The sequence below is a fragment of the Azospirillum thiophilum genome, assembly GCF_001305595.1.
Taxonomy (GTDB): domain Bacteria; phylum Pseudomonadota; class Alphaproteobacteria; order Azospirillales; family Azospirillaceae; genus Azospirillum; species Azospirillum thiophilum.
This window is the reverse complement of record NZ_CP012405.1, coordinates 129,347-141,112: the sequence shown is the minus strand read 5'-3', so window position 1 is coordinate 141,112 and position 11,766 is coordinate 129,347. Positions and strand designations below refer to the sequence as shown.

Sequence of the window (11,766 nt, the reverse complement as noted above, 5' to 3'; positions counted from 1 at the left end):
GGCATGCTCGAAGTCCGCAATGTCAGCGTCCAGTATGGCGGCGGCGAAAGCGGTACCGTCGCCCTCTCCTGGGTCAACCTGACCATCGAACCGGGAGAATTCGTGGTGGCGCTCGGCGCGTCGGGCTGCGGCAAGACAACCCTGCTGTCCTGCATCGCCGGATTCCTGCCGCCGACGGACGGGGACATCCTGCTCGACGGCAAGCCGGTCGCCGGGCCGGGGGCGGACCGCGGCGTGGTGTTCCAGCGCCACGCCCTGATGCCCTGGCTGAGCGTGGTCGACAATGTCGCCTTCGGCCTGAAGATGCAGGGCATGGCCAAGGCCGAGCGGACGCGGCGCGCCCGCAGCATGCTGGAGCTGGTCGGGCTGGACGCCTTCGCCGACAAGAGGATCTACGAGCTGTCGGGCGGCATGCAGCAGCGCGTCGGCATCGCCCGCGCGCTGGCCGCCGACCCGCGCATGCTGCTGATGGACGAACCGCTGGGCGCGCTCGACGCCTTCACCCGCGAACAGATCCAGGAGCTGATCCTACGGGTGTGGGCGGAGACGCGGAAGATGGCCTTCTTCATCACCCACGAGGTCGAGGAGGCGATCTTCCTCGCCACCAAGCTGATCATCATGACCCCGCGCCCCGGCCGGATCGCCCAGGAGATCCCGCTGGACTTCAGCCGGCGCTTCCTGGCCGGGCAGGATTCGCGGTCGGTCAAATCCTCCCCCGACTTCATCGCCATGCGCGAACGGGTGCTGGGCTTCATCCACGACCGCAACGACGCCGTTACAGGAGAGGCCGCATGAAGCCGACCGCCACCGAACGGGCCAAGACGGCCGACAGCCTGACCGGAATTCCGACCGGGCTGGTGCCGCTCGGCCGGCTGCGCCGCCGGATGCAGGGTTTCCGGTCGCAGCCGGCGCTGATCAGCCTCGCGGCCATCCTGGCGGCGCTGGCGCTGTGGGCGGCGCTGACCGGCCAAGGGGTGGTGAAGCCGCTGTTCCTGCCCAAGATCGACACGGTGTTCCAGGCCTTTCTCGACGCTGTCGACGGGCGGATCGACGGTGCCCCGCTGGCCGAGCATATCGCCGTGAGCCTGCTGCGCGTCGTCGGCGCCTTCCTGCTCGCGGCATTGATCGGCATCCCGGTGGGGCTCGCCACCGGGCTCAGCACCAGCCTGCGGGCGGCGCTGGATCCCTTCATCGAATTCTACCGGCCGCTGCCGCCGCTGGCCTATCTGCCGCTGGTCATCATCTGGTTCGGCATCGGCGAGACGTCGAAGGTGCTGCTGATCTTCTTCGCCTGCTTCGCACCGGTGGCGCTGGCCGCCCGGGCCGGCGTGTCGGCGGCGGCGGCCGATCAGGTCAACGCCGCCCGCGCGCTCGGCGCCAGCCGCTGGCAGGTGGTGGTGCATGTGGTGCTGCCGGCGGCCCTGCCCGACATCCTCGTCGGCCTGCGCATCGGCATGGGGGTGGGCTGGACGACGCTGGTCGCCGCCGAGATGGTCGCCGCCTCCACCGGCATCGGCCAGATGGTGCTGAACGCCTCCAACTTCCTGCGCACCGACATCGTGCTGATGGGAATCTTCGTGATCGGCTTCTTCGCCACGCTGTTCGAGTTCGGCATGCGCTGGCTGGAACGCCGCCTGGTGCCCTGGAAGGGCAAGGTCTGAAATCGTCGCCCTGGAAGGGCAAGGTCTGAGGGTTTCTCCGGGAAGGTCATGTCCGCCATGTCGATGCTCCTCTTCGGGGGCGTGACCTTCCTCGCCGCGGCCTTCCGCGGGGTGACGGGGTTCGGCTACGCCCTGATCGCGGCGCTGGGGCTGCTGTTCCTGCCCTCCCCCGCCGCCGGTGTCCCCTTCATCCTGGTCAGCGACCTGCTGCTGACCTGTTTCCTGCTGCTGGACCGCGAGCAGGCGGCGGTGGACTGGGCGGTGGCGCGGCTCCTGCTCGCGCTGGGCTTCGCCGGGGCGCTGTGCGGCAGCCTGATCGCCGCCAGCCTCGACGACGGCACCTCGCGGGTGCTGGTCGCGGTCACGGTCTTCGGCGCCGCCTGCGTCGCCCTGGTGCGGGAGCCGCCGCCCTGGCTGCGGCACCGGGCCATCGGGGCGGGCATCGCCCTGGTCGTCGGCGTCCTGCTGGCCGCCTTCGCCGTCGGCGGGCCGCTGATCGCCGCATGGCTGCTGGCCGGTGGCCGCGACCGGCGGACCATCAAGGGCACGCTGGCGGTGTTCTTCGGCGCGGTCGACGCGCTGAGCCTCGCCGGCCGTGCTATGGTCGGAGCCATCGACCCCGGCGTCGTCGGCCTGCTGGCGGCCTTCACGGTCCCCACCCTCGCCGGCTTCCTTGCCGGCCGCCTGCTGGCCGCAAGGCTCAGCTTCGACGGCTGGCGGCGGCTGGCGTCCGGGGGCCTGCTCGCCGTCGCGGTGGCGGGCCTCGTCCAGACCGTCTACACGCTGGGCCGCAGCTTCAATCCGTCGTGAGGAAAGAGAACACCATGTCGAACATCGCCCCCAAGACGGCCGCCAAGACGGCTATCGTCACCGGCGCCACCTCCGGCTTCGGCGACGCCATCGCCCGGCGGCTGGCCGCGGAGGGCTGGCGCATCGTCGCCACCGGCCGGCGCCGCGACCGGCTCGACGCCCTGGTCGAATCGCTGGGCGGGCCGTCGATGGCCCACCCGCTCTGCTTCGACATCCGCGACGAGGCGGCGACGCGCGACGCGCTGGCCTCGCTGCCGGAGGAGTTCAGCGGCATCTCCGTCCTGGTCAACAATGCCGGGCTGGCGCTGGGCACCGGGCCGGCTCAGGACTGCGACCTGGAGCAGTGGCGGGCGATGATCGACACCAACGTCACCGGGCTGGTGACGATCACCCGGCTGCTGCTGGACCGGCTGATCGCGCAGCGCGGGCTGATCGTCAACCTCGCCTCGGTCGCCTCCAACTGGCCCTATCCGGGCGGCAACGTCTATGGCGGCACCAAGGCCTTCGTGCAGCAGTTCTCGCTCGGGCTGCGCTGCGACCTGTCGGCCCACGGCGTGCGCGTGACCTCGATCGAGCCGGGCCTGTCGGAAAGCGAATTCACCCTGGTCCGCACCGGCGGCGACAAGGCCGCCTACGACGCGCTCTATGCCGGCGCCAACCCGCTCCAGCCCGAGGACATCGCCGAGACGGTGCGCTGGGTGGTGTCGCTGCCGCCGCACGTCAACATCAACAGCGTCGAGATCATGCCGGTCAGCCAATCCTGGGCGCCGTTCAGGATCCACCGCGAAACGCCTGCCTGACCCCCGCCGGCAGGCCCCCTTCCCACCCGGGGCCCCGCCCCGGGCCCCACCCGAGGAGATGACCGATGGATGACGTCCTTCGGAACGACCTGTCACGCGTCAACGACATCCGCCACGTCATCGAGGCCGACCGCGCCCATGTCTGGCACCATCTGACCCAGCACAAGGGCTTCGAGACCAGCGATCCCCGCATCTTCGTCGAAGGCAAGGGGATGCGGGTGTGGGACGCCGCCGGGCGGGAGTATCTGGACGCGGTGTCGGGCGGGGTGTGGACGGTCAATGTCGGCTATGGCCGGACCAGCATCGCCGACGCGGTGCGCGACCAGCTGGTCAAGCTGAATTATTTCGCCAACTCCGCCGGCTCCGTCGCGGGTGCCCGCTTCGCCGAGAAGCTGATCTCCAAGATGCCGGGGATGAGCCGCATCTATTATTCCAACTCCGGGTCGGAGGCGAACGAGAAGGTGTTCAAGATGGTGCGCCAGATCGCGCACCGGCACCATGGCGGCGCCAAGTCCAAGATCCTCTACCGCGAGCGCGACTATCACGGCACCACGCTGGGCACGCTGGCGGCGGCCGGGCAGGCGCAGCGCCGCGCCCAGTTCGGCCCCTTCCCCGACGGCTTCGTCGAGGTGCCGCACTGCCTGGAATACCGCAGCCAGTACGGCGCGGTGGAGAATTACGGCGAGCTGGCCGCCGACGCCATCGAGGCGGTCATCCTGCGCGAGGGGCCGGACACCGTCGGCGCGCTGTGCCTGGAGCCGATCACCGCTGGCGGCGGCGTCATCACCCCGCCCAAGGGCTATTGGGAGCGGGTGCAGGACATCTGCCGGCGCCACGAGGTGCTGCTGCACATCGACGAGGTGGTCTGCGGCGTCGGGCGCACCGGCGAGTGGTTCGGCTACCAGCATTACGGCGTGCAGCCCGACTTCGTCACCATGGCGAAGGGGGTGGCGTCGGGCTATGCCGCCATCTCCTGCACCGCGACGACCGAGCGGATCTTCGAGCTGTTCAAGGACGATCCGGCCGACCCGATGTCGTTCTTCCGCGACATCTCGACCTTCGGCGGCTGCACCGCCGGCCCGGCCGCCGGGCTGGAGAACATCCGCATCATCGAGGACGAGGGGTTGCTCGCCAATACCAGGGCGATGGGCGAGCGGCTGCTCTCCGGCCTGTGGGTACTGGCGGAGCGTCACCGCGCCGTCGGCGACGTCCGCGGCAAGGGGCTGTTCTGCGGCGTGGAACTGGTGCAGGACCGCGCCAGCAAGGAGGCCGCCGACGAGAAGCTGGTGCAGGCGGTGGTCGCCGACTGCATGGCAAACGGCGTCATCATCGGCGCCACCAACCGCTCGCTGCCGGGGCTGAACAACACGCTGTGCCTCAGCCCGGCGCTGATCGCCACCGCCGACGACATCGACCGCATCGTCCTGGCCATCGACGGTGCGCTGACCCGCGTCTTCCACTGAGGGCACGCGCGGTTTCACGCACCGGCCGTCACCGCCCCGAAGGTTGGGTTCCAAGCCGCGGGGCGGGGGTGGGCGTGTCGCAGGGCGTGCCCGAGAAGCCGACCGGCGGGCGGACGCTGATGATCTCCCCCTCGCTCGGGTGGTGCATCGCCTGGAAGAAGCCGACCGCCGTCAGGTGCTCGTCCTTCATCAGGTCGTCGATGGAATTGACCGGCGCGCAGGGAACGTCGAGGCGACGCAGCAGCGCCAGCCAGTTGGCGCTGCTGTCGGCCGGCAGGATTTCGGCGAGACGCTCGTAGAGCGTGCCGATCATCGCCGCGCGGGCGGCGTCGGACCCGAGCGCCGGGTCGGACGCCCAGTCCTGCCGGCCGACCGCCGTGAAGACGGCGCGCCAGTGGGCGGCGGTGTAGGGCATGGCGCAGACGTGGCCGTCCTGGGTCCGGTAGGGCCGCCGGTGCTCCGCCAGGACGCGGCTGTATCCGCTGGGCCCCAGCGGGGGACGGAAGGTCCGGCCGCCCAGATGCTCCACCGCCAGGAAGGACACCATCACCTCGAACATCGGCACCTCGACGGCCTGCCCGATGCCCGATGCCGCGCGGGCCAGCAGCGCCGCGTTGATCGCCGCCGCCGCATGCAGGCCGGTGACCTTGTCGGCCACGATGGTCGGCGCATAGTTGGGTTCGCCTCCCGTCCTGGCGGCGAGTTCCACCCATCCCGCTTCCGCCTGGATGACGTCGTCGTAGGCCGGCCTATCGCGGTAGGGGCCATTCTGCCCGTAGCCGACGATTGAGCAATGGACCAGCCGCGGGTTGCGCACCCGGACGGCTTCGTAATCGAGCCCGAGGCGCCCGATGGCGGCCGGCCGCATGTTGTGCAGCAGCACGTCCGCCCCGTCGAGCAGGGCGAGGAGTTCGCCGCGCTGCCGCTGGTCCTTCAAATCGAGGACGAGGCTTTCCTTGTTGCGGTTGCAGTTGAGGAAGGCGGCCCCCATTCCCGGCGACCGGGCGGGTCCGGGGGCGCGCATGATGTCGCCGGCCGGCGGCTCGACCTTGACGACCCGCGCCCCGAAATCCCCCAGCATCTGGCTTGCATATGGTCCGGCGATCACGGTGCTGAGGTCGATCACCGTGATGCCGTCGAGCGGCCCTGCCATGCTGCGCCTTCCTCTCCCGTCGATTGTCGCCGTCAGCGCGCGGTGAAGCCGCCGTCGACCGGCAGCGCCACGCCGGTCACGAAGGAGGCGTCGTCCGACGCGAGCCAGAGCACCGCATGGGCGGCTTCCTCCGCCTTGCACAGCCGCCCCATCGGCACGGCGGCGAGCATCCGTTCCTGGTTGGCGGCAGCCTCGCGCGGGTCGCCGGACCGGCCGGTGAAGCCGAGCTTCATCGGCGTGTCGGCGAGACCCGGACAGACCACGTTGACGCGCACATTGTCGGCGGCGAAGCGCTGGGCCAGCGACTTGGTCAGCCCGACCACGGCGAATTTCGCCGCCGAATAGACCGGGCTGAACATCGAGCCGACGAGGCCCGACACCGACGCGGTGAACACGACCGAGCCGCCGCCGCGCTTGCGCATGTGGCCGATGATCTCGCCGGCGGCCAGGGTGGCGGAGGTGATGTTGAGGGAGATCGCATGGTCGTAGGCCGCCATGTCCAGATTCTCGACCCCGGCCGGGCCGGGCGTTCCGGCATGGGCCCACAGGATGTCGACGCCGCCCAGCCGGTCCACCGCCTCGGCGATGGAGCGGCGGACCTCGTCGCCGCGGGACAGGTCGGCCCGGACGGTTTCGATCTCGTGGCCCTTGGCCCGCATCTCGGCGGCCAGCGCGGCCAGCGCGTCGGCATCGATGTCGATGGCGGCGACCCGCGCGCCTTCGCGCAGGAACAGCTCCACGCCGGCGCGGCCCATGCCGGAGGCGGCAGCCGTCACCACGGCGAGCTTGTTGGCAAGACGCATGTTCGGTTCTCTCTTGTCGGGCGATAAAGGATCAGACGGCGTAGGCGTCGGCGAAGCGGCCGGTGGTGCTGATCACCGTGGTCCGCGTCTCCAGGTAGGACTCGAGCGCCTCGATCCCGTTCTCGCGGCCCCAGCCGCTCGCCTTGAAACCGCCATAGGGGGTGGACCAGCGGATGAATCGGTAGGTGTTCACCCAGACCATGCCGGCCCGGATGCGGTTCGCCACGCGATGGGCGCGGCCGACGTCGCCGGTCCACAGCCCGGCGGTCAGGCCGTAGCTGGTGTCGTTGGCGATCGCCACTGCCTCGTCCTCGTCGTCGAAGGGGATCAGCGCCGCCACCGGGCCGAAGATCTCCTCGCGGGCGATGCGCATGGCATTCGATACCCCGGCGAAGACGGTCGGCTCGACGAAATAGCCGCCGTCCAGCCCCGCACCGCCCAGGCGGTTGCCGCCTGCCACCAGCTCAGCCCCCTCGTTGCGGCCGATGTCGATGTAGGACAGGGTCTTGGCGAGCTGTTCGGCATGGGCCTGCGGCCCCATGTGGGTCGCCTCGTCCATCGGCTGCCCGACCCGCACCCGCGCCGCCCGCCGGGCGAACTCCTCCACCACCCGGTCATAGACCGGCCGCTGCACCAGCACCCGGGAGCCCAGCGCGCAGCTCTGGCCGCACAGCGTCCAGGCCGAATTGGTGGCGGCGTTCAACGCCTGCTCCAGGTCGGCGTCGGCGAACAGGATGTGCGGGGATTTGCCGCCGAGCTCGAAGGTGAAGCGCTTCATCGTCTCGGCGCCGGTGCGCAGGATCGCCTTAGCGGTCGCCCCTTCGCCGGTGAAGGCGATCTTGTCGACGCCGGGATGGGCGACGAGATACTCGCCGGCCCCGTCCTTGCCGTAGCCGGGAACGATGTTGACGACGCCGGGCGGGAAGCCGGCCTCCTCGAACAGCCGGCCAAGCTCCAGCGAAGTGACCGGGGTGTGTTCGGCCGGCTTCAGCACCACGGTGCAGCCGGCGGCCAGCGCCGGGCCGAGCTTCCAGGCGGCGGCCATCAGCGGCACGTTCCAGGGCGTGATGGCGCCCACCACCCCGACCGGGACGCGGCTGGTGAAGGCATGCACGCTGTCGTCGAAGGGAATGGTGCGGCCGGACGCCTTGTCGGCCAGCGAGGCCCACCAATGGTAGCCGTTGGAATGGCCGCCGACGTCGAGCAGCGATTCCCGCAGCGCCCGGCCGGAATCGCGGGTCTCCAGCATGGCGAGCGTCCGCGCCCGTTCCTTGTAGAGATCGGCGAAACGGCGCATCAGGGCGGCGCGCTCATGGCCCGGCATGCGGCCCCAGGGACCGTCGAGGGCATCGCGCGCGGCGGCGACCGCCTTGTCGATGTCGCACCTGCCGCCATAGGCGACCACGGCCCAGGGACGGCCGACGGACGGGTCGATGCTCTCCATCAGCCCGCCATCCTCCGGCGCGACCCAGGCACCGCCGATGAAGAGACGTTCGTAGCGGGCCATGCTGCCGGCGGGGGTGCCGGCTTGCGGCAAAGCCGTGCCGTGGGCGGAGGAACTCATGGTTCCGCCTCCTTCATGGTGATGTCGATGGATGGTTTTGGGATGGATGACGCGGGCCGGGCTCGCGTCATCCCCGGATCACTGGCCCCGGCTCACTTCACCAGGGGGCACTCGCTGCCCTTCAGCGGCCGGAAGGCATTCTCGGCCGGGATGGTCGCCAGGATCTTGTAATAGTCATACGGCCCCTTGGACTCGGCCGGCTTCTTGACCTGGACCAGCATCATCGGGTGGATGACCCGGCCATCCTCGCGCAGGGAGGTCTTGCCGAACAGGGGATCGTCGAAGCTGCCGGCCTCCCGCATCGCCTTGACGACCGCCGCACCGTCCTTGGCCGATCCGACCTTCGCCACCGCCTTCAGATAGGCCAGCGAGGCCGAATAGGCGCCGGCCTGGTTCATGGTGGGGTAACGGCCGCCGTTGCGCTCGGCGAAACGCTTGCCGAAGGCGCGGGTCTGCTCGTTCTGGTCCCAGTAGAAGCCGGTGGTGAGCTGGAGCCCCTGCGCGGTCTGCAGGCCCAGCGAGTGGATGTCCGAAATGAACAACAGCATGCCCGCCAGCGACTGGCCGCCGTCGACCAGACCGAATTCGGCGGCCTGCTTGATCGCGGTGATGGTGTCGCCGCCCGCATTGGCGAGCGCGACCACCTTGGCGCCCGATCCCTGCGCCTGCAGGAGGTAGGAGGAGAAATCCTTGGTGTCGGTCGGGTGGCGGACCGCGCCGACGACCTTGCCGCCTTCGGCATTGATGACCGCGGTGGCGTCGCGTTCCAGCGAATGGCCGAGCGCGAAATCGACCGTCAGGAAGAACCAGGACTTGCCGCCCGCCTTGGCGATGGCGTCGGCGGTGCCGTGGGCGAGCGCCCAGGTGTCGTAGGTCCAATGCACGGAATTGGGCGTGCAGGCCTTGCCGGTGAGCTCCGAGGTGCCGGAGGCGGTGAACAGCGCGACCTTGTTCTTTTCCTTCACCAGCGGCGCCACCGCCAGCGAGATGGCGCTGGTCGGCAGATCGACCAGCACGTCGACGCCTTCGGAATCGAACCATTTGCGGGCGATGCCGCTGGAGATGTCCGGCTTGTTCTGCGCGTCGGCCGAGACGACGTCGATCTTGAGGGCGTCGCTGCCCGGCAGCTTCCTGAAATCCTCCACCGCCATCAGGGTCGCTTCGAGCGCGCCCTTGCCGCCGATGTCGGAGAAAATCCCGGACATGTCGGCAAGGACGCCGAGCTTGACGGGAACCTGCGCGGCGGCCGTGGAACCGGCACCGAGGAGTGCGGAGAGTGCAAGAGCCAGCGCGGCTCCGCGCCGTGATGACGACATCGGTTTTCCTCCCATTTCGGCTGTTGGCCATTCGCTTCGTTGGCTTCGGACGCTTCCGGTCTTTTGGCCGGTTGGGGCCGGCGCTTTCTGCCGGCGGTTCAGGCTGTCCGATGGCGATAAAATTCTTGTATGTGAATTTTTTATCCCTGTAAAGGAATTTTGCCTGATTGCTTGGTGGGCCTACAGAGCGCTCTGGCAGCAATCCCGTTCACGGGGGTCGGCCGGCAATGGCCGTTCCCTGCCAAGCATCCCCGCCCGGAAACGGGGTTCCGGCATCGTCGGCTGGCCCGCCGGAAATCCATGGCAAGCGGAGAGCAATTCACGTATAGGAATCAGAGGTTCATCATGGATGCGGCGGATCGGGGATGGCGAGAAAGCGGCTCCGGGCCTTTCGACGGCCATGGGCGGCACTGCCCCGACCGGACCCCATCCGCAGGCATCGCAGGATAGAATGCACGTCAAACAGGCCGCCAACGTCTTGGAACTCCTGGAGTATTTTTCCCGGCGCAAACGGCCGGCGACGCTTGCCGAGATTTCCGACGATCTCGGCTGGCCGCGGTCGAGCACCTTCAATCTGGTCGGGACGCTCGCCGACAAGGGGTTCCTCTACGAACCGCGCATCCGCGGCGGCTATTATCCGACGCCGCGCTGGCTGACGCTGGCGCAAGCGGTCGCCGATGCGGAACCGCTGCCGGAAGCGGTCCTGCTCCTGGCCTCCGAGATCGCCGAGGAAAGCGGGGAAACGACCGTGGTCGCCGCGCCGGCGGGGACCTACGCGATCTTCATCCATGTCGAGGTGTCCAAGCACGCGATCCGCTACTTCACCCAGGTCGGGGACCGCATCCCGCTCTATGCCAGTTCGGTCGGCCGCGCCATCCTTGCCCAGTATGATGCGGAGGAACGGCAGGCGCTCTACCGCCGGATGCAGTTCGAGCGCTTCTCAGAAACGACGCTCACCAGCATCGACGCGCTGGAGGCGGAGCTTCGCCGTGCGGAGGAACGCGGCTACCATCAGAGCAACGCCGAATTCCAGCCGGATCTGGCAGGCGTGTCGCTGCCGTTGCCGGTCGGCCCCCGCCGGCTTTCCATCGTGGTCGCCGGTCCGGTGTCGCGCTGCCTCGGCCGCCGGTCGCAGATCGCCGACATCATCCGGCGCGGCATCCGCCGCTTCGACGATACGCTGGCCCCCGCATCGCCGGCCGTGCAGGGCAAATGACGCGCGCCCCTGCGCGGGGCCGTCAAAAATGACGGCCGGCATGGCCGAACCATGATCGGTTCGGCCATGCCGGCCGGTTTCAGAGATCATTCAGGACTCAGGCGGTCGCCGGATCAGAGACCCCAGGCACCGCTTTCGGCGGCGTCGACGACCTGGAGGTTGTTTTCCACCCCCTTCACGCCGGGAACACCCTCGGCGGCGACCCGCACCGCGTCACGCTGGGACCCGCTGCTGACGAAGCCCCAGAGATGGACCACGCCGTTGCGGACGACGATGGCGTCGTGCGACCGCGCTTCCCAGTCCAGTTCCTTCACGGCCGCGGTCACGCGCTCCTTCAGCGCCCGGTCGTCCGGTGCGGCAGCCGTCGTTTCCGGCAGGACGCTGGCCAGCGCGCGCAGCAGGTTCGCCCGGCTGATGATGCCGACCAGGGCGCCCCGCTCGACCACCGGCACGCGCTTGATCCGGTGGGTCTCCATCAGGCGCACCACCTCCTCCGGCGATGCGTTCCCGTCGACGCTGGTGACATGGCTGGTCATCACGTCCGCCACCTTCCGGGCGTGGGACTTGATGAAATCCTCCGCCGGGAGGGTGCCGCCGGACATCATGCCGAGCCACCAGGAGCGATGGCGCTGCGTCCCCAGTTCTACCCGGCGCAGCAGGTCGCCCTCGCTGATGATGCCGACCACATCGCCCGCCGCGTTCACCACCGGCATGCCGCTGATATGGTTCTCCAGCATCTTCCTGGCCGCATCGGCCACAGTCTCGTCGACGCCGATGGTGATGACCCGCGGCGTCATCAGATCGATAGCCTTCATGGTTTCGCTCCCTTCATTGTCGTTCACCGCTGGAATATTGGGAGAGCGGCAAATGAAGACGATTGATCTGGAGCAATTCGGCGCCCGGCTTTTCGCATCGTGGAAAATACCGGCAGGATTTCTTTTGTGCCTGCAAAGTCGGGACTTCGTGGTCGTGATGTCAAT

At 69.1% G+C, this 11,766-nt stretch carries 11 protein-coding genes; 6 read left to right on the top strand and 5 right to left on the bottom strand.

The window, feature by feature from the left end; genetic code table 11:
- Positions 1-3 precede the first annotated feature (3 nt).
- The 5 genes from tauB to AL072_RS26675 all read left to right on the top strand — a co-directional run bounded on the left by tauB (position 4) and on the right by AL072_RS26675 (position 4,734).
- Positions 4-795: a taurine ABC transporter ATP-binding subunit gene (gene tauB / locus AL072_RS26695; protein ID WP_045585818.1), complete on the top strand. Its 792-nt coding sequence runs from the start codon at positions 4-6 to the stop codon at positions 793-795.
- On the top strand, positions 792-1,661 hold the full coding sequence (locus AL072_RS26690) for an ABC transporter permease subunit (RefSeq protein ID WP_144428389.1): 870 nt from the start codon (positions 792-794) through the stop codon (positions 1,659-1,661). The genes tauB and AL072_RS26690 overlap by 4 nt, the downstream gene beginning before the upstream one ends.
- Before the next feature lie 57 nt (positions 1,662-1,718).
- Positions 1,719-2,471 carry a sulfite exporter TauE/SafE family protein gene (locus AL072_RS26685; protein ID WP_158511102.1) on the top strand — a complete coding sequence of 251 codons (753 nt, stop codon included), beginning with the start codon at positions 1,719-1,721 and terminating at the stop codon, positions 2,469-2,471.
- 14 nt (positions 2,472-2,485) lie between these two features.
- Positions 2,486-3,271 (top strand): SDR family NAD(P)-dependent oxidoreductase, encoded by a 786-nt coding sequence (locus tag AL072_RS26680; RefSeq protein WP_045585816.1) that lies wholly within the window; start codon positions 2,486-2,488, stop codon positions 3,269-3,271.
- A 65-nt stretch (positions 3,272-3,336) separates the two neighbouring features.
- Positions 3,337-4,734: an aminotransferase family protein gene (locus tag AL072_RS26675; protein WP_045585815.1), complete on the top strand. Its 1,398-nt coding sequence runs from the start codon at positions 3,337-3,339 to the stop codon at positions 4,732-4,734.
- A gap of 28 nt (positions 4,735-4,762) precedes the next feature.
- Here AL072_RS26675 and AL072_RS26670 read toward each other — a convergent pair whose 3' ends face one another.
- From AL072_RS26670 to AL072_RS26655, 4 genes are all read right to left on the bottom strand, one after another.
- Positions 4,763-5,887 (bottom strand): CaiB/BaiF CoA transferase family protein, encoded by a 1,125-nt coding sequence (locus tag AL072_RS26670; protein ID WP_045585814.1) that lies wholly within the window; start codon positions 5,885-5,887, stop codon positions 4,763-4,765.
- A 32-nt stretch (positions 5,888-5,919) separates the two neighbouring features.
- Entirely contained in the window at positions 5,920-6,690 is a 771-nt protein-coding gene (locus AL072_RS26665; protein WP_045585813.1) for an SDR family NAD(P)-dependent oxidoreductase, read from the bottom strand.
- A 31-nt stretch (positions 6,691-6,721) separates the two neighbouring features.
- Complete coding sequence (locus AL072_RS26660) at positions 6,722-8,254, bottom strand: aldehyde dehydrogenase (protein ID WP_200909944.1); 1,533 nt, start codon at positions 8,252-8,254, stop codon at positions 6,722-6,724.
- Positions 8,255-8,346: 92 nt separating this feature from the next.
- Complete coding sequence (locus tag AL072_RS26655) at positions 8,347-9,570, bottom strand: ABC transporter substrate-binding protein (protein ID WP_045585811.1); 1,224 nt, start codon at positions 9,568-9,570, stop codon at positions 8,347-8,349.
- Between the two features lie 451 nt (positions 9,571-10,021).
- On the opposite strand from AL072_RS26655, the gene AL072_RS26650 reads away from it, so the two are divergent.
- Complete coding sequence (locus AL072_RS26650; RefSeq protein WP_045585810.1) at positions 10,022-10,786, top strand: IclR family transcriptional regulator; 765 nt, start codon at positions 10,022-10,024, stop codon at positions 10,784-10,786.
- A gap of 113 nt (positions 10,787-10,899) precedes the next feature.
- On the opposite strand, the gene AL072_RS26645 is transcribed toward AL072_RS26650, so the two are convergent.
- A complete protein-coding gene (locus tag AL072_RS26645) occupies positions 10,900-11,601 on the bottom strand; it encodes a CBS domain-containing protein (protein WP_045585809.1) in 702 nt (233 codons plus the stop codon).
- Between the last annotated feature and the right edge of the window lie 165 nt (positions 11,602-11,766).